The following is an 18,803-nucleotide window of genomic DNA, read 5'->3' as shown; positions in this document are numbered from 1 at the left end:
TTTATTGTATAATGCTTGCTTTATCACAAACCAAGCTAGTGAATTATGAGTTTAGGCACAAGCAGCGTTGAGCCATCTGCATTGAACGCTGCACAGAGTAAGCAAAAGTACAACTTCAACAAACTTCAAAAACGTCTTCGTCGCAACGTGGGTAAAGCCATAGCCGATTTTGGCATGATTGAGAATAACGACAAGGTAATGGTGTGTCTATCTGGCGGCAAAGACAGCTACACCATGCTCGATATTTTGATGTTTTTAAAGAAGATTGCGCCTATCCACTTCGATATAGTTGCGGTAAATCTTGACCAAAAACAGCCTGGTTTTCCCGAGCACATTCTCCCTACATACCTAGAGGAGATTGGTGTTGAGTATAAAATTGTTGAAGAAGACACTTACTCAATTGTAAAAGATAAAATTCCCGAGGGTAAAACAACATGTTCCCTGTGCTCTCGGTTACGTCGCGGTATTTTGTACAGAACGGCTAAAGAACTTGGCGCCACTAAAATTGCGTTGGGTCACCACCGTGATGACATGCTGGAAACCTTTTTCCTTAATATGTTCCATGGTGGCAAACTTAAATCTATGCCGCCTAAGTTGGTCAGCGATAACGGCGAACACATTGTCATTCGCCCCTTAGCTTACTGCACTGAAAAAGACATTGAAAAATATTCTCAAGCGGCAGAATTTCCTATTATTCCTTGTAACCTGTGCGGCTCTCAAGAAAACCTGCAGCGCCAAAACATTAAAGCGATGCTTCAAGACTGGAATCGCAGGTTTCCTGGTCGTATAGAATCGATGTTTAGGGCACTTCAAAATGTGGCCCCCTCTCATTTAATTGACAGCAATCTTCACGACTTTAAGTCTATTACGACCCAAGACGGCCCCGTTGAAGATGGCGACATAGGCTTTGATCAACCTTCTTTCTCCACTGAAGCGACATCCTCGTTAAATGACGACGAGCACACTATTGAAGTGGTAAACATTATGGAACCCAGATAAATGAAAATTGGACTTGCGTTAGGAGCCGGTGCTGCCAGGGGTTGGACACACATAGGTATTATTCAAGCTTTAGAGAAGTTAGGCGTTAAAATTGACGTGGTAGCGGGATGCTCTATAGGTGCTTATGTTGGCGCCGCCTACGCAAGTGGCAGGTTAGAAGGACTTAAAGAATGGGCATGCTCTCTTAGCGATTGGCAGGTACTTGCCTTGATGGGTGTTGGTCTTAGACGCGGCGGCATTGCAAGCGGTCAAAAGGTGTTTGATAAGCTAGCAAATGAGTTTTGTGAATCTTCATACGAGGCAATGCAAAAGCCGTTTGCTACGGTCGCTACCGATCTTTATACGGGCCGTGAAGTGGTATTTAATTCAGGCCCTATCGGCGATACCATTCAAGCCTCTTGTGCAATCCCTGCCCTTTTTTCGCCCGTGGCCCACGGCGATAGGTGGTTAGTTGATGGTGCGGTTGTTAATCCGGTGCCCGTCAACTTATGTCGGCAATTAGGCGCAGACTTTGTGATTGCGGTTAATCTTAATGCTGATTTTCGCCCTATTCGTCTTGAAAAGTTGAGACAAGATCACGAAGAGAATGAGCGTAAAACCGAGGACTTCTTTACTAAGAGTCAAAATGTTTTGCGTCAGTGGTTTTCTCCAGACAGCAAAGATGAAAAATCGTCGGAAACCAACAATGATGAACTAGACGTAAACGCATCAGATAACGTGGAAACGGAAGATGGTATTGCTTCTGACGTCATTGAGAAAGTAGAGGAGGAATTAACTGAAGTACCAGCAAAGGTAAATAAACGAAATCCTCCAGGTATTATGAGCGTGATGAGCAGTTCTCTTGAAATACTCCAGGCCCGCGTCACTCGCTCTCGATTGGCAGGCGATCCGCCCGATATCCTTATTGAGCCGCAGCTCACTGACGTTGGCATCATGGAATTTCACAGGGCCGAAGAGCTTTGCGCGAAAGGCGAAGAGACTATCGCGCGTTTAGCCGAGCAAATTAGGTATCAATTATTGACGTAGGTAGAACTCGTCAACACTTAGCTTGATGCCATTGCAGTAATACGAAGTGGCGCATGAGGCAACGTTAAACCTTTTGCGTCATTTATCCAATCTTGCTCAATTTGAAGAACACCATTATTTATCTGCACCCCCTGCGGCGTAATAAAATCTAGGTTCTTATCATCAAACTGAATCATAAGGCCTTTGACTGAAGGCATCATGAATGACAAAAAGCTTCCCATTTCGTTAAAGAAAGCCTCGTACTGTTCATATAAGAAAGTAAGCTCTTCCTGTTTGTAAAACTGCTTAAGATACTCGGGTTTAGTCTCAAGCTGCACCGACATATCACACACATTCGCACGCTCAACTAAATCGATTCGCACTAACGCGTTGGCAAGTTTAAGCGCTCTCTCCGTCGGAACAGTAAAACGGCCTTCGTCGCTGACCTCAAGCTCCATGGTTTTTTTGTCAGTGACAATAGATGCTGCATTAACCCCACATAAGCGCCCTTCTCCCACTCGGACAAAACCGAAGGCAAATTGAAGCGCTTGGGTATCTTCGTTATCTAGCTTTTTAACATGACTGTAGAAACGGCTGTACTCAACGTCAATGGTTTCAGCAGCAAGATGTGTACTGCTCAGACTCATAACAAGAGATGATGCTAAAAATAGTGCCGCGCGTATCATTCGGATAAAAACTCCTCGTTAAATCGGATCATTGTTTGAAGCTCTTCAACATAAGCGGCTCCGCGCTCTGAGTAATTCATCAGCCCTTCGGCCAATGCCACACCCGTGATAGGTATTTGGTTTGCGCGCAATCGGCTGCGTATTTCTCTTAAATCAGCATAAGCATCGTGACGATTTAGATTGCGCATATAAGTATATGTTGCCCTAGATAAGCTATCGAACTTTGCAACTTCGTGCGAGGCGCCTTCATTTCGACGGTTTGGAACAAAACCACAGCCTTTTGAAAAGCACCAAAGGCCGAAGAAGTTATAGCCTTTTCTTGCAAAGCGACTTGTTCCCCATGCTGACTCATTCGCGGCTTGAACTAAAACCAATTCAACGGGTAACACATCTATTTTCTGCAGCAAGGCCGGTAGTTTTACTTTGAGAGGCTGCGTTGACTTAACGCGATACTCTTCCTCAAGCCACGCCAATCTTTCTACATCATCTTTTGAAAGTGGCTCGTCTACCAATGCTTTCCTATAAAGGGTCTGCACGTAATGCCTAAGTGTCAAAAGATAAGCATTTTGCTTTTCTACCTCAGGTCTTAGGTAATTGAAGAACGCTTCCTTCTTTTCTTTTACATCCGTATAGGCAGAGAAATCAGGCACCGGCTTGTTATCTTTTACCGTTTGCGGAACATCAAGAATATCCGGTTCGTCCTTTGTAAAGATGATGGCGTTAATAACAATGACCGCCAAAACCCCTAACGTAATAAGGACAATTTTAAACGTTTCTCGCTTATGCATCGAAGCTTGACTCATTCACATCATTTACAGATGCTTCCGTGCCTACTCCTTGCTCGCCAATCAATTCCTGATAGAGCAACCCCATCATACTAAAATAAAAAGGTAACACCCAAATTAAAGACAGGCCAAAGGTGAGCGGTACCGACGCGAACAGTAGAAAGAACACACCGAAGATACTCGCAATTTGCGACCAGTAAGCGTTAAACACGCGACAAGATAAAATGATGGCGCTTATAGGCGTTAGCTTCCTATCAGCCACTAACATCAGCGAAAACGACGAGGCTAAGTAAAAATACACGCCCGGTAAAATGAGTAGCATCATCCCTAACTGGACAAGAATGCTATTCACTAACTGCGTTAACGCTAACAACAAAACGAGTGGAAAAAACTGAAAAACAGTAAAAACAGATGTTTTGATGCCCCGCGTGATGAACACGCCCATCATATACAAACCGCTTAGCAGCGGAGCAATAATGCAAATAGCCACAATTTCTATAATAGACTGATGCTCAAAAACGTAAGTACCATCATCGTTTATAGTGATGTATTGCTGTGCAAATACGCCCAACACAACGAACGTTAAAAACAACACTAAGCTACCTTGTAATAGCGAAGAAAAATTTGCTTTTGTTAACCCAGCAGCGCGGCGCAATAAGCCCTTGATATCGAAGTGATACTGTTTCGCTAACGTATTGTTTAATCGGTCAGTGTTTACGTCTTTCACACAACTCTCTTAATTTCTGGAAATCTTCGGGATTATATCAATTCGCGTAAACAAATGCCTGCCTGTAAGCTAAACAAAAGTTAACCCAGTACCAGCTTTGCCGCTAAACCGACTAGTAATACGCCCATAGCGCGGTCTAGCCAATACCCTTTTTTGCCAATAAGTTCAGCGACTCTACTCGTGCTTAAAAGGTAAGAGAGGAAACAGAACCAAAGCCCTGTAGCAATCGCCAAGTAGATACCATAGCCTAGCTTCACACTAAAGGGCGTATCGATGCTGATGATCGCAGTAAAAAGAGAAAGAAAGAAGAGCGTTGCTTTGGGGTTGAGCCCATTAGTTAAAAATCCCATCCACACCGCACGTTTAGCTGAAATTTGATTGCTCTTCTTTTCAAATGAAGGGCTTTCATCCTGCATCACCGGCCCGCTTTTAAGCGCGCCAAAAGCAAGATAAAGCAAATATGCGGCAGCAGCATAGCTAAAGGTAGTAAACAACCAAGGTGTCGTGGCGATAACTACGCTCAGTCCCACAAGCGAATAGGCCACATGTAGCAATATCGCTAAACCGATCCCGACACTGGTAAATAGTGCGATACGTCTTCCGTACGCTACGCTGTTTCGCACCACTACAGCAAAATCAGGCCCTGGGCTTGCCACGGCAACAAGATGCACAAGTGCAATGGTAAGGAATTCGTTCATATACTGCATCTTGCGTCTCCTACCGCGCGTATTTTGAAATTAAGTCGTCTACCCATTGGGGAACGATATGTGACGCAGGACCGGTTAACGATTCATCGAATAAGGCATTTGTTGCGCCCGGTGCTAAATTTGCTTCAATAGTGTGTGCACCGCTTTCTTTTGCAATCTGAACAAAACCCGCCGCAGGGTATACATTGCCCGATGTGCCAATAGCAACAAATAAATCTGCGTTGGCTAATGCCCTGTATATTTCATCCATATACAGGGGCATTTCACCAAACCATACAATATCGGGCCGTAAAGTTACCCTATTGCAGCAGGGGCATTTCGAGGTATGGTCAAAACTATCGCGCCATTCAAACGTTTCCTGAGAAATAGCACATCGGGCCGACAGAAGTTTACCGTGCATGTGATAAACACTTTTGCTTCCTCCACGCTCATGGAGATCGTCTACGTTCTGCGTAACCAGCATTACATTATCACCTAATATGCTTTCAAGCTTTGCAAGCGCCACGTGAGCGGCATTAGGGTTAACATCGTCTTGCTGAAGCTGTGCACGGCGTGCATTGTAAAAACGGTAGACCAAGCTGGGGTTTTGCTCGAAAGCTTCAGGCGTGGCAACGTCTTCCACACGGTGGTTTTCCCAAAGTCCGTCATTGTCTCGGAATGTTTTGAGCCCTGACTCTGCGGAAATACCTGCCCCCGTGAGTACAACTATTTTTGGTAGCGTGTTTTTAGTGTTCATAAATGTGATTCAAACGTGAGATATGCGAGCAGATTTGATCATAACCTTACCTCAGGTTAAAACAAATAACAGCCATCTCACACATCTCTATTTTTTATGGTCGTTTACGACTGGAAACTGTGTATCAGCGCCCCACTCCGACCACGAACCATCGTAAATAGACACTTGAGTAGCTCCACACATCAAGGCAGCTACGCCAATAATACACGCGGTAACACCCGAACCGCAGGTACAGATGATAGGCTTGTCTAAATTGATATTTGCTTGCTCAAAAACCTTCTTCAGTTCTTCCTTGGCGAGAAAATGGCCGTTATTTAGAAGTGTATCGAATGGAACATTATACGCGCCGGGCATGTGTCCCGACCTCACACCTTGACGAGGCTCTGGCACCTCGCCCTTGAAACGAAGCGCACTACGAGCATCAACTAACTGCGCTTCGGTATTTAATGCCTGAAGAACAGCACTGGAATTTGCAAACCAGCCTGGGCGAGGCGTGGCCTGATAGGTTAATTTTCCATATTGCTGTTGCTCAGAGATAGGAAGACCTGCTCTTTCCCAAGCCGGTTGACCGCCATCTAATAAGTAAACGTCTTGATGACCAATGGCTTTTAACATCCACCATACTCGCGGCGCGCTGAACATGCCACGGGTATCATATACTGCTATTGGTGTGTTAGCCGTAATACCTTGATTGCCCAAATAAATTGCAAGGTCATCTGCAGAAGGCATGCTATGAGGAAATCCCGTGGTGTGATCGCTTCCGTCTCCGTCTAAGTCTAGGTCGACAGATGCTGGCAGCACCATTGCGTTTCGCGCGTCAGGCGTTTGAGAAACAGGGTCGTCCATTAGTGCCCGCACAAGAGTCACAGGCTTTTGCTGCATTATGTTGGCTAAATCACCTACTGAAATTAACGCCGACGTCATAGCATTCTCCTAAATGACACCCAACCACGTGGGTGTCTGTTTACTACCGGCCTTAGTTAGCGATAAGCATAGTGCTAAAAACCGGACTACTATTAGCGATATTATCTAACATCAAAAAGCACACACTGGACAATTATCGCTAAAAAACGTTAACCCAATGCAGCAATAGCTGCTTCGTAGTTAGGTTCTTCCGTTGTTTCAGCAACTTGCTCTGTGTAAATCACCTTGCCTTCTGTATCGATAACCACTACTGAGCGAGAAAGAAGACCTGTTAGAGGCGCAGACTCGAAAGTCACGCCGTAATCGTCGCCAAAGCTTGAACGGAAGGTAGAACCGGTAAGTACGTTTTCAATGCCTTCTGCACCACAAAAACGGCCAGCGGCAAATGGTAAGTCAGCAGAAACACAAATTACTGTAGTATTGTCTAGCTTCGAAGCTTCCTCATTGAATTTACGTACTGACGTTGCACAGGTACCCGTATCAATGGACGGAAAGATATTTAGAACGACGTTTTTACCTGCTAGTTCAGACAGTGTCACTTCGCCCAAATCTGCTTTGACAAGGGTAAATGCTGGTGCACTTGATCCCACTTCTGGTAGTTGACCCTTTGTTTTAACTTCATTACCTTGAAAAGTAACAGATGCCATTGGCTTTCTCCGTGATTTATTGAATTAAAATAGTGGATGTAAAACAACAGTTTCGCAAATTAAAGTGACGGTTTTTATACGCTATCTTTAACTTGCGCTTCGGCAAACGCAAGCTTGTGCTGCAAATGAGGCTTACCTTTTAAATATTCCCGTCTAAACACACTAAAATAATGCGCTAATGTTTGTGCTCCTTCCTTTTGATTGGCTAGAGCTAAAACGCTAATACCAACCTCAGCGGTACAATGTTGAAAATCATGTGTAGATTCTCGCAGCAAATAGTCTGAAGCCGCATCCATGCTTACGCCTAACACAGGAAAATTATGTAAATAAGGGGTCTTAGCAAACATTTTTTTTGCTTCACGCCATGTTCCATCCAAGAAGATAAATAGTAACGTTTTGCCCGTATTCAATGGCGGCGTGTTAATACAGCGATCAATTGCCGCATATTCGTGTGGAAATACCACAATGGGAAAGTATTTTTCGTCACCAAGGATGCGCATCAGCTCGTCATCAGGCTTGGTGCGCTTCCATAAAAATGCGTGGTTATCTCTCACTACATCTGCAATTAAGCGCCCTGTATTGGTGGGCTTGTAGTATTCACCTTTGTACATCAGAAATAAAACTGCCACGTCAGTGCCAGCTTCAGGCTTGTAAGTGCAAATACAATTTTGCGTTGGAAGCAGACACGCATCACAGCGAACTACTTTGCTACCACGGGCGTGAAATGGACGTTCAGAACGAGATAATTCGTCTAAACGAAGTGACATAACAGAATTCAAGATAGTACGTCTTTGCCAAAATTTTTACGGATCTTACCACAGTAATACGCGGTGAAAGAGCGTAATAAGCGAGAAATGAATGGATTCTGAAATGCCTGGTATAGCAAAAACGGTATCGCAAATGTTCCAAAAAGACGCAACAGCGACCCATGGTAATTTAAAGTATACCTAAGTTTTTGATTTTTAAGTATAAAAGTGGGCTCTTCATCATTAACGGGGGACATCCGCATTCATTAAACTGATTTTGCGAAGAATCATTTAATGGAGAGTACAGATGTCCCACGCAGGTACTATTTTAGGCATAAGTGAGTTAGAAATAGAACGTGTTCATCGACATGATTTTATTGAAGTGTGGGCAAAGCCCACTAAAAAGCCGCTATGCAAGCATTGTGAGAGTCGACATTTACGCATAAAAGCCACACATAAGCGTACTGTGAAGCACACGCGCCAAGGTAATCAGGTGCTAACGCTACATTTAAAGGTACCTAAGTATCATTGTCGATGCTGTGGGCGTTATTTCAGGCATCCTTTTGTTGGGATCCGGCCACGCTATCGGGCGTCGGAGTGCTTTCGCTTAGAAGTCTTTGAAGCGCACCACGGTGGTGTTACGCAGCGTGGTATCTCACGCACACATCGCATTAGTCCCACTACGGTAGAGCGTTGGTACCAATCACACATCAGCCAGAAATATAAAGAGATTATCAGTCGTCCCTGTCCAGAGATGCTGGGGATAGATGAACACTTTTTTACCCGCAAGAAGGGTTATGCGACGACGTTTGTAGATTTACGACATCGCAGTGTGTTTGATGTAAAACTGGGACGTTCTGAATTAAGTTTACGCTCGTACCTGCGCCACCTTCCCAATAAAGAAAACGTGAAGCTCATCGCGATGGACTTATCGGAAACCTATCGTGGTATTGCCAAACGCTATTTCCCTAATGCTACGATAGTCGCTGACCGTTTTCATGTGGTGCGCTTGATAAACCATCACTTCTTAAAAGCGTGGCAGCAACACCACCCTGAAGGACGTAAGAATCGAGGTTTACTTAGTTTGATGCGACGGCATCAATGGCATTTAAGCGATGAGAATAACAGCAACCTACAACGCTACTTAGCTGACTATCCTGTGTTAAAAACACTGTATGAGGTCAAACAGAAGCTCATCAGGTATATGCTGTTAAAGACTATGAATGAAAAACGAATGGAGAAGACATTACCGAGGTTCTTAGACTTGCTTGAACAGTTACATCACAGTCCACTTCGTGCACTGGCCAAAACCTTAACTTCGTGGTTGCAACCTATCATCGCCATGTGGCGCTTTACACGAAACAACGGGATCACTGAAGGCTTCCACAACAAAATGGAAATGATATCAAGAAGAGCGTATGGTTTTAGAAACTTTGAAAACTATAGAATGAGAGTGATGACCCATTGTGGATGGGATGGTGTTATCAATCGTGTAAGGTGAATGCTGATCCCCCGTTTATGGGGTAGAGCCTAAAAGTGGTGCCCGGGGCCGGACTTGAACCGGCACGCTGTTACCAGCGAGGGATTTTAAATCCCTTGTGTCTACCAATTTCACCACCCGGGCATCGGGTTGCTTTTTAGCAAGGTGTCAGGCGTAGAACCTGATGCTGCGTTGCAGCTAATGGAGGCGGAACCCGGAGTCGAACCGAGATTGACGGATTTGCAATCCGCTGCATAGCCATTCTGCCATTCCGCCAGATGCGTCTGGCGCGTGATTAAAACGTCTCTGTAAGAGATTGGAGCGGGAAACGAGATTCGAACTCGCGACCCCGACCTTGGCAAGGTCGTGCTCTACCAACTGAGCTATTCCCGCATGTCTTAATCGACCATTTCGTTTGGTTGGTGTCCTCTCGAAATGTGGGGTGCATTCTACCTACCCATTCAAAACTGTCAACACAAAAAAGTGTTTAAATTGAGATAAATGCGGTTTTTTATGATCGTTTGCTATTTTTTTATTCACTTTGATTAAACCGCGATCAATTTCACTTTATCGCATTACCGCGAAGATGTGGCCAGGCTGCTTTTGTATAAACAACCATTGACCAAATTGACAACACTGCGGCGAAATATAAAAGAATATAACCCAAAGAAACCCAGTAGATTGGAAAGCCCATAAACGTTTCAAGGCCCGACAAGAGTCCTATTAAGGCTAACATTTGCGCAGTGGTTTTTGCTTTGCCTATAAAAGACACTTGAACGGCATCCCTTACACCGTTTGAACCCATCCATTCGCGAAGTGCCGACACATAAATTTCACGAACCAGTAGCGCTATCGAAGGCAATGTTATCCAGAGGGTTGCATAACTATGTGTGATCATGAGAAGTGCTGCGCCTACAATCAATTTGTCTGCTACTGGATCTAAAAACGCACCGAAGGGCGTGGATTGTTCTAGTTTTCTCGCTAGATAACCGTCGAACCAGTCTGTGATGGCAGCTAGCCAAAAAATAAATGCACCAGCTTCATGCGCCCAACGCCAATCGAGGAAATATACAGTGACAAAAACAGGAATAAGAATTACTCGAAATAAAGTAATACAGTTTGGAACAGTCCACATAAAAATTACGTCTCAGTGTTATATGCCTCTGTGGGCGTTTAGCGCGCTCGACTAGATGCTTTGCATCTTTCATTGTCGTTACACATTACATCAAATTGCAATGTATTGCTTGTTAGTCGTTCATTTATTGATGCAGGTGGTCATAAATCGTATCAGCCAGCTCGGGGCTAATTCCAGGCACGCTCGCAATTTCGTCTTTACTCGCTTTTTTGAGGCCTTGTAACCCCCCCATAAACTTGAGTAGGGACTGCCTGCGCTTTGCACCAATACCAGGAATACTTTCTAGGCTAGAGGTTGTTTTAACCTTTTGACGTCGGTTGCGATGCCCTGTAATGGCAAAGCGGTGAGACTCATCGCGAATATGCTGTATTAGATGCAGTCCGGGAGAGTGGCTGTCCATAGGAAGCACCTGATGACTACCCGCAAGGATAAGCGTTTCTAAACCGGGCTTACGTGTAGTCCCCTTGGCCACACCTAAAAGCATAGGTTTTTTATCATGAGGCCAGTCCTCGAAGAATTGCTCTGCTTGCGCAAGCTGTCCTTTACCACCGTCTATAAGCAGCAAATCAGGAATTTTTTGCACTTCTTTGACTGATTTGTAGCGCCGCTTCAGCGCCTGCGCCATGGCCGCATAATCGTCACCTGGCGTAATGCCCTCAATATTGTATCTGCGATAGTCACTCTTAAGAGGCCCCTCGCGATTAAACACCACACAAGACGCGACCGTCTGCTGACCCGAGGTATGAGATATATCAAAGCACTCCATACGTTGTAAGGGGGTGTCTACTTCCAAGGACGCTTCTAAATCGAGATAGCGGGCAAAGACTGACTTTTGCTGACTGTATTGTGCCTCAAGAGCTGTTTGCGCATTCGATTGGGCGAGCTGAAGGTACTTTCGTTTTTCTTCTCTGGCACCTTTGAAAAAATGCACTTTATGCCCCGCTTCGCTGGCCAATACTTCAGCTATCGCGCTCTCATCGCTTAGCGTATTACTTAACACAATTTGCTTGGGTATAACTTTGTTGCCTGCCAGATAAAACTGTAAAAAGAAGGACTCGAACACTTCTTGCTCATCAGCAATGTTAGGTACTTTCGGAAAATAGGCTTTACTGCCTAATAACTGGCCCTCGCGAATAAACATCACTTGAATACATGCCATATTACCTTTAAAGGCAAAGCCGAATACGTCCATTTCATCTTGTGTACCGGCTACCCATTGACGTTCTTGTACTTTTCTAAGCGCGTTTATCTGATCGCGATAACGCGCGGCTGCTTCAAAGTTTAGGGCTTCACTGGCTTTTTCCATCTTATCCACCAGCTCACCAATAACTTGTTGGTTCTTACCTTTTAAGAACAAGCGAGCAAAATTCACCTGCTCTCTGTATTCCTCATCACTCACATAGCCTTCAACACAAGGCGCGCTACACCGCTGCATTTGATACTGGAGGCAAGGCCTGCTTCGCGCACGATAGTAGCTATCCTCACACTGTCGGACAGGGAATATACGCTGCATTGAGCGCAAACTTTCCCTGACAGACCAGGCACTAGGATAAGGACCAAAATATTCGCCTTTCTTTTTTTGTGGACCGCGATGGAAAGAAAGCCGCGGATGCTCGTGGTCTGATAAGAAGATAAAGGGATAAGATTTATCATCACGCATGACCACGTTGTAACGCGGTTTGTACTTCTTGATGAAGTTGTTTTCGAGTAAGAACGCTTCTGTTTCACTGTTAACAACAGTAACGTCCATGTTCGCAATCTGGCTGACGAGCGAACGGGTTTTAGCATTGTCTAAGTTAGTACGAAAATAACTCGACACACGCTTTTTGAGGTTTTTGGCCTTTCCTACGTAAATAACCTCCTCCTGGTTATTGTACATGCGGTACACACCAGGCTGAGAGGTTAAATTCTTAAGAAATGCTGCTGAATCGAATGCAGACATAATCAACTTGACATTGCGCGCTTTGCGACGCTTAAAAGGTATTAGGGCTGATAAGCTTGTGACGGTAAGCTAAATGCGTTAACTCTACGTCTGAACTCACACCTAATTTTTGAAACATTCTGTAGCGATAAGTATTAACCGTTTTAGCGTTAATACAAAGCTCTCGAGCTATATCTGGCACTTTATGACCTTCGGTTAATCGCATGGCTATAGTAAGTTCTCTACTCGAAAGCTCATCAAATGGATTATCCGAACTGGGTAACAATTTGCCGATAGCGATACTATTTGCCACTTCGCTATCAATGTATTTCTGCCCAGCCGCTACTTTTCTTATAGCAAGGATAACTTCATCTGGCTCTGCGTCTTTGGTTAGGAAACCGAACGCTCCAGCATCCATAACTTGCATAGGTATGGGGCTTTCCTTATGCATCGAAACACAAATAACCCGCGTATTTTCAGACATCCGGACAATTCTTTTTGTCGCTTCGAGTCCGCCTATACCAGGCATATTCACGTCCATGAGTACCACATCTGGCGCATTTTTTCGGCACCACTGTACCGCGTCTTCACCATTTTTTGCTTCCGCAATAATAGAGAAATCTTTCACGTCTTCCAGAATTCGGCGTATCCCTGTTCTGACCAAATCGTGGTCGTCTGCTAGGATTATTTTTATCACTCTAGTATCTCACTGACTTCAGTTTTATAGATATCTGGTTTCCAGGGTTTATTTTGTTGACGGTAACGGGCAACAAAAGATATTAACGACCTTTCACCATGACCGAATCATCATACCATGAGATGCAGATTCGTGAAGTGAAGATACACAATTTGAAACTAAATTGTTGATCTAAATTATGTTTGGATAATCATTTTGGTAAATCGAACCATAGAGCAACGACATCTTGAGATGCGTTGAGTGCAATTCCGTCTTCCTCGTAAATACCGATGGCATCGCCAGTTCCCATTTCAAACGCTTCAGTTTCACTTTGCACGAAAATGCTTGCCTTCCCTGAAATAATATGAAGGTAACCTTTTTGACCTTCTGTATTTCGTTTCCAAACTTTACCAGGTTGTAAGATTAAACGGCTTATTGACGCATTTTGCTTAAGTTTTAACGATCTATCTTTGCCGTCATCGCTTACCAGTAACTCAAGCTCCGAGTCTTCATAGTCACTTCCACTAGCGCTTCTACCAAAGGTTTTTTGCGCATAGCTAGGTATTCCGCCTTTTACTTTTGGCACAATCCATATTTGCAGAAAGTTTACGGGCTCTTCACTAGAGGGATTAAACTCTGAGTGCATAATGCCTCTACCTGCACTCATTACTTGTACATCACCAGCAGGCACCACATATTCATTGCCCGTGTTGTCTTTGTGCTTCAACGCACCGCTCACCACATAAGAAATGATTTCCATATCTCTGTGTCCGTGGGTCTCAAACCCCCTGCCTGGTTGCACTACATCATCGTTAATGACACGCAGTACCGAAAAGCCCATGTGATTCGCGTCATAGAAGTGGCCAAATGAGAAGCTGTGTTGGCTCTTTAGCCAACCGAAATCTACCTGGCCTCTTTCATTTGCTCGCCTCAAATAAATCATTTTGTTCTCCTGATATAGCACCAACCATAAGCCATAGCGTTATAGATTTAATACATCTTTCAGAAACTACGGCTTACTCTTTTAAACCTAATTTTAATTCCATTTATTAGAAATAAAATGTCATATTATTGAGTCTTTCGTTCTAAAATTAAGAACAAAAGCAAGTGGATAGGCGTTACTTAGATTGAGGAATAAAGCATAGGCGAAGTAATGCTTCTTCAATTAATGCTGGGTGGCAGGCAATGTTGAGTCGGATATGATCTGGCGCACCGAAAAGCGCACCGTCATTACCAATCACGCCTCGTTCAATACATGCTTCAACGGTTCTTGCCGGAGAGTAATACAATGGAAACGAATACTGATTGATTGACGAGGACTTATAGTTAGAGATTTCATAGGTCTGATCCCGCTCATCTATATTGGCGCCAGTTTCATCAGAATCCATAGGCGACGATAGCGAAAAGTGAGAACATGTTGCGTTAAACGATTTTAGATTTAACCATAGAAAATACCCGGCACGTCCCGTCGTATATTCAACCGAAATGCCATAGTGTTGAAAAAAGCGTTTAACTAACTTTCTATTGAAGCTCAGCGCCCCCTTTACTTCGTCCAACCAAGGGCTACCTTCACTGTAGGCTGCTACGAGCGCAACTTTGCCCAGATTGCTAGCATTTAGATGCCTAGCGCTAATAGCTTCTGCAAACGCTTCTCTGGTTTGTTTATGTTTGATTACCGCATACGACGCACCGGGGATACTGGCTAAGTTAAATGCCTTTGAAACGCTGTTTAAATGTATCGCTCTTGGCAATGCATAAGGCGCCGTGTGTTTTTCTGTTTGAGAATCGGGCTTTTTGCCCTCGCCTTGATGCTCTATACCAAACATCGAAATAATCGTAGGCTCATCTGCCGAGTTAAAGGCAAATTCACTGTGTACTTCATCGGTTATCAATAAAATATTGTGTTGCAGACAAAACTCAAAAACCGCTTGCTGGTCAACAGGAGGTAACACAGTGCCAGTTGGATTATTAGGGTGGCATATAACAAAGGCTGTCGCCGACTTATCAAGCAAAGATAAATCTACACTGCTTCTCATAGCGGGATTAGCACTGTCTCCGAGATCAAATGCATCTGTGTTTAGTAATTTTTGACAACTACGAGATCTTTTATGATCAGTCGTGCGCGCTGAGAATGGCTCTGTACATCGAATATAAACAGGCTGTAAGCCATTGCGCTTGATGGAAGAAGTTAGTGGCTCGTAGGTAGGCGTTAGCACCATTACCTTATCGCCGGGTTGGCAAAATGTGCGAAGAGCCACATCGATAGCGCTAATAACACTTGCCACATCAACTATGTCAGTGTCTTCAACTTTGTAATTATAATTAGATGGTCTGCTGCGCTCATACCAACTCGCAACCGCCCCACCGATATCACAAGACTGATAACCATAGGCACTGCGCAGATTATTGCTAACCGCACTGATTATGCTATCACAAGGTGGAATGTCCATATCGGCTATCCACATCGGGATAGGACTTCTATCAGAAGAGGTGTCTTCTGCATGATTATTTAAAGAAATATTAAACCGGTGGAAAATGGCAGAATACTTTAATCGCGTTGTGTCTCGCTTTAAATGAGAGGGTAAATGCCATACATCCGTGTAAGGCATAAATTCATGTTGTAACGACGAAAACAAAGAAAATTGTTTTAACTCTTGGTCCACGCTATCACTGCCCTCTTTTGTTATATATCGTGTGGATGTGAGTGAATAATCTGAGTCAAGACCGTTTCCCTAGTTACTTGGCGACTTAACCCAGTATTTAACTTCGCATTTCAACTAGCGCTTTTGCTTCACTAATCTAGCTTTTCAAACACACTGAACTCTGAGAGTGTATGTTGATACTTACGCTTAGTTTCACGTATAACAAAAGGGATCTCGGTTGGCTCTCCCACTCGTTTAAAGCCGTCACCCAATGCATCTTCTAGAGCCTGGGTTGAACTTAAGGTCTCGCCGTTTTCATCCTTATAGCCACCTAGCCACTCACTTCGCTCGGTATATTCTTCAAGCCAAGTAAAAGGACTAGCTATAATTAACAAGCCACCCTTATTTAGTCGCATAGCCATGTCTTTCAACACCTTCCTTGGGCTGTACACTCTATCAATTAAGTTACCCATGAAAATGAGATCGTAACCGGTAAACTGAGGCTTCAAGTTACACGCATCGCCTTGTGCAAATGCAACATTTTTTGCGCACTCGACAAGGCCTAATGAATAAAGTTTACGTGCCTTAAATGACGTCAACTCACCTTCCTCAATTAAGTTATAACGAATTTCGCCACGCTCTTGCATATCAACTGCGGTTTTAATAAAGCGCGCCGAAAAATCTATACCGTCGACATGGTTGAAATGCTTGGCTAATTCAAATGATGAGCGACCTACCGCACACCCCAAATCAAGGGCTTTAGTATTTGGTCTTCCTTGCATAGCGTTAATGCAAAACAGCGCACTTGCTTTAGCAAAGTTAGGTACGTTGTAATATTCATCTCCATAATGAAATTCGCTGTACTGTGAAACTTGCGTATCGCTTTCATAATCAAAATCGTTCACTGCTATTACTCGCTTCCCTTGAACATATCGAAAACCTGCGTGCTGAAAGAAATGTCGTCTAAATGCGTAACGACTGTCTTTCATCGCCTCGTTGCCTGTAGAAATCCAGCTTCCGCCCTTGAAAAGATTATGTTTATTGTCGAATGTCGGTGTAGTGAAATCATCGTAAAGAGGATGAACTTTAAAACCTTCAAAGGGATAAATTGGTGTTTCAGTCCACTGCCAAACATTGCCAACTACATCAAAAAATTCGCCAGAACGGTTTACCGTAACGGGCTCGCTCGACGCATACTTTTGAAGTGCGATATTAAATCCATCAGCGTACACCGCTTGCGTCACGCCCGCCTGTTGACGAAGCGCCAACCACTCATTTTCAGTAGGCAGACGAATAAGCTCGCCGGTTAACTCACTTTTGTAATTGCAGAAGGCTTTCGCCTCGTGATAATTCACGTCGACTGGCCAGTCTAATGGTAATGGGTGCTCTTCTAACATGCTACGGTATGCAAAGCCGTCCCCCTTTTTTATCCAAAACACAGGGTGCTGCGCTTTTGTATATTCACGCCATTTGTTGCCTTCGTCTTCCCAATATTTAGCGTTGTTATAACCGCCATCTAGTACAAAGGCTAAAAACTCACCATTGCTGACCAAAAACTTAGAAGCACTGAACTCACTCACCGATTCGGCCTGATAACCATATTCGTTATCCCAACCGTAATACTCACTGTCCCACGACTTTTCGTTAATGACATCTTGTGACGGCACCGTAATCAAAGCATTAGCCTGCAGTTGCTCAATGTCTGTTGTCATGTCTCGACACACTGGCCATTCGCTTTTAGGGCGAACAGATGCAATGGGCAGTTGGCGTATGAGCACTGACGACGTTTCTAAATGGATGCGCTCGTGCTCAATACCCATTACGACAGGCCACATAGGGTTATCCCAATCAATGGGCATAGTAAACGACATGGTATCAATTAAATCACAAACTAATGTGCGAACCTGATTTCGGTATTGTCGAACCTCGTCTACGCTGGGCCAATCATAATTAGCGTCGTTAAGATCGTCCCAACTCATTTCATCCACGCCAATGGCAAACAGAGATTCAAATTTTGGATTTATTCGCTCGTTAATTGCCTTAGATAAAACAAGCTTGTTAATAAAGAAAGTGGCCGTATGGCCAAAATAGAAAATTAATGGGTGACGAAGCTTTTCGGGTCGTTGAAAGAATACTTCGTCGCTAGTTAGGCAAGAGAAAAGTGATTCATAGGTATCAAAAGAATCGAGAAAATAAGCTTTGATTTCTTTTCTTTTTTGCTCAACCGTTCCTTCCCTGAGGTTGAGTGTGGGCATTGCCTGCATAATGTCCTCTCGTATTATTTTTATGTACTACCAACTGCACAAAAATAGTTTTGCGTGTATAGAAGCAGGAAAGCCTCATTTAAGCAGCGTGAATTCAGTTGATTGTATATCTATTTATTAGTAGCAGCTTTTTATGAAGAAAGCGCGATACATCTAGATTTTCTTTGAAATGTTCTGTAATTACCTGATCTAGACAAGATGAGATCAGAAAAAATTTCATAAAAACGGGTCGTCATATCATGATGAACACCGTCACTCTAGCGCAGATTAGTGTTTTACTATATTCACTAAAGTAGTAATTAACAGCAATGCGGCTTACCACTCGTCACATTGAGTAAGTGATAATTAAGTGACGGTAGAGCACGACTTGAGACCGTGGTGGTATTTGCACTCACCCTCACTCTATAGAAGTTTTATTTAACCCACAAAAAAACCCGCAACTATGTGCGGGTTTTCGTGGTATGGCGGAGAGTGAGGGATTCGAACCCCCGGTGGGTTTGACCCCACGTCTGATTTCAAGTCAGGTGCATTAAACCGAGCTCTGCCAACTCTCCTGAAGTAAGAGGTATATTAATGAATTAAATGTCTCTGTAAAGCACTAATTTCAATTAAATCAATCAACTGGTGAAATATTGGCCTTCCGTTTTTTGTTTATGGCTTCAAGAACAACGACATGACCTTTTTGCTTGATTATCGTTTAAACAATGTTTTCGCAAAGCAATA

General features: G+C 43.8%; 17 protein-coding genes and 4 tRNA genes. 3 read left to right on the top strand and 18 right to left on the bottom strand.

Translation table 11 applies throughout. The features are described 5' to 3' along the window. The first annotated feature begins 45 nt into the window (after positions 1-45). Both ttcA and JC525_RS05375 read left to right on the top strand, forming a co-directional pair. Positions 46-999 carry a tRNA 2-thiocytidine(32) synthetase TtcA gene (ttcA, locus tag JC525_RS05380; RefSeq protein WP_198814888.1) on the top strand — a complete coding sequence of 318 codons (954 nt, stop codon included), beginning with the start codon at positions 46-48 and terminating at the stop codon, positions 997-999. Further along, on the top strand, positions 1,000-2,025 hold the full coding sequence (locus JC525_RS05375) for a patatin-like phospholipase family protein (protein WP_198814887.1): 1,026 nt from the start codon (positions 1,000-1,002) through the stop codon (positions 2,023-2,025). Between the two features lie 17 nt (positions 2,026-2,042). Here JC525_RS05375 and JC525_RS05370 read toward each other — a convergent pair whose 3' ends face one another. From JC525_RS05370 to JC525_RS05335, 8 genes are all read right to left on the bottom strand, one after another. Then, the gene (locus JC525_RS05370; protein WP_198814886.1) at positions 2,043-2,690 is read right to left on the bottom strand and encodes a DUF2987 domain-containing protein; all 648 of its coding nucleotides are present in this window, start codon (positions 2,688-2,690) and stop codon (positions 2,043-2,045) included. Continuing rightward, positions 2,687-3,478 carry a glucosaminidase domain-containing protein gene (locus JC525_RS05365; RefSeq protein ID WP_198814957.1) on the bottom strand — a complete coding sequence of 264 codons (792 nt, stop codon included), beginning with the start codon at positions 3,476-3,478 and terminating at the stop codon, positions 2,687-2,689. Before JC525_RS05365 ends, JC525_RS05370 begins: the two co-directional genes overlap by 4 nt. Beyond that, the gene (locus JC525_RS05360; RefSeq protein ID WP_198814885.1) at positions 3,471-4,202 is read right to left on the bottom strand and encodes a stress protein; all 732 of its coding nucleotides are present in this window, start codon (positions 4,200-4,202) and stop codon (positions 3,471-3,473) included. Before JC525_RS05360 ends, JC525_RS05365 begins: the two co-directional genes overlap by 8 nt. A gap of 80 nt (positions 4,203-4,282) precedes the next feature. Next, positions 4,283-4,909 carry a LysE family translocator gene (locus tag JC525_RS05355; protein WP_198814884.1) on the bottom strand — a complete coding sequence of 209 codons (627 nt, stop codon included), beginning with the start codon at positions 4,907-4,909 and terminating at the stop codon, positions 4,283-4,285. A gap of 10 nt (positions 4,910-4,919) precedes the next feature. After that, positions 4,920-5,645 carry a Sir2 family NAD+-dependent deacetylase gene (cobB, locus tag JC525_RS05350; protein ID WP_198814883.1) on the bottom strand — a complete coding sequence of 242 codons (726 nt, stop codon included), beginning with the start codon at positions 5,643-5,645 and terminating at the stop codon, positions 4,920-4,922. A gap of 87 nt (positions 5,646-5,732) precedes the next feature. After that, positions 5,733-6,569, bottom strand: a complete 837-nt coding sequence (locus tag JC525_RS05345; protein ID WP_198814882.1) for a sulfurtransferase — start codon at positions 6,567-6,569, stop codon at positions 5,733-5,735. Positions 6,570-6,718: 149 nt separating this feature from the next. Beyond that, positions 6,719-7,216, bottom strand: a complete 498-nt coding sequence (tpx, locus tag JC525_RS05340; protein ID WP_105931364.1) for a thiol peroxidase — start codon at positions 7,214-7,216, stop codon at positions 6,719-6,721. Positions 7,217-7,290: 74 nt separating this feature from the next. Next, positions 7,291-7,983, bottom strand: coding sequence for a tRNA-uridine aminocarboxypropyltransferase (locus tag JC525_RS05335; RefSeq protein WP_198814956.1), 693 nt, complete (start codon positions 7,981-7,983; stop codon positions 7,291-7,293). A 286-nt stretch (positions 7,984-8,269) separates the two neighbouring features. Here JC525_RS05335 and JC525_RS05330 point away from each other — a divergent pair, with 286 nt between their 5' ends. Further along, positions 8,270-9,463: an ISL3 family transposase gene (locus JC525_RS05330; RefSeq protein ID WP_198814881.1), complete on the top strand. Its 1,194-nt coding sequence runs from the start codon at positions 8,270-8,272 to the stop codon at positions 9,461-9,463. Between the two features lie 36 nt (positions 9,464-9,499). On the opposite strand, the gene JC525_RS05325 is transcribed toward JC525_RS05330, so the two are convergent. The 10 genes from JC525_RS05325 to JC525_RS05280 all read right to left on the bottom strand — a co-directional run bounded on the left by JC525_RS05325 (position 9,500) and on the right by JC525_RS05280 (position 18,634). Continuing rightward, a tRNA-Leu gene (locus JC525_RS05325) sits at positions 9,500-9,586 on the bottom strand. A 58-nt stretch (positions 9,587-9,644) separates the two neighbouring features. Next, positions 9,645-9,718: transfer RNA gene (locus JC525_RS05320), tRNA-Cys, on the bottom strand. 41 nt (positions 9,719-9,759) lie between these two features. Next, positions 9,760-9,835, bottom strand: a tRNA-Gly gene (locus JC525_RS05315). A 169-nt stretch (positions 9,836-10,004) separates the two neighbouring features. Further along, positions 10,005-10,577: a CDP-diacylglycerol--glycerol-3-phosphate 3-phosphatidyltransferase gene (pgsA, locus tag JC525_RS05310; protein ID WP_105931366.1), complete on the bottom strand. Its 573-nt coding sequence runs from the start codon at positions 10,575-10,577 to the stop codon at positions 10,005-10,007. 124 nt (positions 10,578-10,701) lie between these two features. Next, positions 10,702-12,519 carry an excinuclease ABC subunit UvrC gene (uvrC, locus tag JC525_RS05305; RefSeq protein ID WP_198814880.1) on the bottom strand — a complete coding sequence of 606 codons (1,818 nt, stop codon included), beginning with the start codon at positions 12,517-12,519 and terminating at the stop codon, positions 10,702-10,704. 31 nt (positions 12,520-12,550) lie between these two features. Then, entirely contained in the window at positions 12,551-13,195 is a 645-nt protein-coding gene (uvrY, locus tag JC525_RS05300; protein WP_198814879.1) for a UvrY/SirA/GacA family response regulator transcription factor, read from the bottom strand. A 190-nt stretch (positions 13,196-13,385) separates the two neighbouring features. After that, positions 13,386-14,117, bottom strand: a complete 732-nt coding sequence (locus JC525_RS05295) for a pirin family protein (RefSeq protein ID WP_198814878.1) — start codon at positions 14,115-14,117, stop codon at positions 13,386-13,388. Between the two features lie 175 nt (positions 14,118-14,292). Next, positions 14,293-15,639 (bottom strand): aminotransferase class I/II-fold pyridoxal phosphate-dependent enzyme, encoded by a 1,347-nt coding sequence (locus tag JC525_RS05290; RefSeq protein WP_442859522.1) that lies wholly within the window; start codon positions 15,637-15,639, stop codon positions 14,293-14,295. Positions 15,640-15,968: 329 nt separating this feature from the next. Beyond that, the gene (gene ovoA / locus JC525_RS05285) at positions 15,969-18,080 is read right to left on the bottom strand and encodes a 5-histidylcysteine sulfoxide synthase (RefSeq protein WP_198814877.1); all 2,112 of its coding nucleotides are present in this window, start codon (positions 18,078-18,080) and stop codon (positions 15,969-15,971) included. A gap of 462 nt (positions 18,081-18,542) precedes the next feature. Then, positions 18,543-18,634, bottom strand: a tRNA-Ser gene (locus JC525_RS05280). Positions 18,635-18,803 lie beyond the last annotated feature (169 nt).

Origin of the sequence: Alteromonas sp. IB21, from assembly GCF_016405965.1 — a bacterium.
In the GTDB taxonomy this organism is placed as follows: domain Bacteria; phylum Pseudomonadota; class Gammaproteobacteria; order Enterobacterales; family Alteromonadaceae; genus Alteromonas.
The sequence above is the reverse complement of the archived record's forward strand: the minus strand, read 5'-3'. Positions and strand labels throughout refer to the sequence as shown.

Excerpts from the sequence above, each read along its gene's own strand:
- ttcA (WP_198814888.1), top strand. The coding sequence starts at position 46 with ATGAGTTTAGGCACAAGCAGCGTTGAGCCATCTGCATTGAACGCTGCA.
- JC525_RS05375 (WP_198814887.1), top strand. The coding sequence starts at position 1,000 with ATGAAAATTGGACTTGCGTTAGGAGCCGGTGCTGCCAGGGGTTGGACA.
- JC525_RS05370 (WP_198814886.1), bottom strand. The coding sequence starts at position 2,690 with ATGATACGCGCGGCACTATTTTTAGCATCATCTCTTGTTATGAGTCTG.
- JC525_RS05365 (WP_198814957.1), bottom strand. The coding sequence starts at position 3,478 with ATGCATAAGCGAGAAACGTTTAAAATTGTCCTTATTACGTTAGGGGTT.
- JC525_RS05355 (WP_198814884.1), bottom strand. The coding sequence starts at position 4,909 with ATGCAGTATATGAACGAATTCCTTACCATTGCACTTGTGCATCTTGTT.
- cobB (WP_198814883.1), bottom strand. The coding sequence starts at position 5,645 with ATGAACACTAAAAACACGCTACCAAAAATAGTTGTACTCACGGGGGCA.
- JC525_RS05345 (WP_198814882.1), bottom strand. The coding sequence starts at position 6,569 with ATGACGTCGGCGTTAATTTCAGTAGGTGATTTAGCCAACATAATGCAG.
- tpx (WP_105931364.1), bottom strand. The coding sequence starts at position 7,216 with ATGGCATCTGTTACTTTTCAAGGTAATGAAGTTAAAACAAAGGGTCAA.
- JC525_RS05335 (WP_198814956.1), bottom strand. The coding sequence starts at position 7,983 with ATGTCACTTCGTTTAGACGAATTATCTCGTTCTGAACGTCCATTTCAC.
- JC525_RS05330 (WP_198814881.1), top strand. The coding sequence starts at position 8,270 with ATGTCCCACGCAGGTACTATTTTAGGCATAAGTGAGTTAGAAATAGAA.
- pgsA (WP_105931366.1), bottom strand. The coding sequence starts at position 10,577 with ATGTGGACTGTTCCAAACTGTATTACTTTATTTCGAGTAATTCTTATT.
- uvrC (WP_198814880.1), bottom strand. The coding sequence starts at position 12,519 with ATGTCTGCATTCGATTCAGCAGCATTTCTTAAGAATTTAACCTCTCAG.
- JC525_RS05295 (WP_198814878.1), bottom strand. The coding sequence starts at position 14,117 with ATGATTTATTTGAGGCGAGCAAATGAAAGAGGCCAGGTAGATTTCGGT.
- JC525_RS05290 (WP_442859522.1), bottom strand. The coding sequence starts at position 15,639 with ATGTGGATAGCCGATATGGACATTCCACCTTGTGATAGCATAATCAGT.
- ovoA (WP_198814877.1), bottom strand. The coding sequence starts at position 18,080 with ATGCAGGCAATGCCCACACTCAACCTCAGGGAAGGAACGGTTGAGCAA.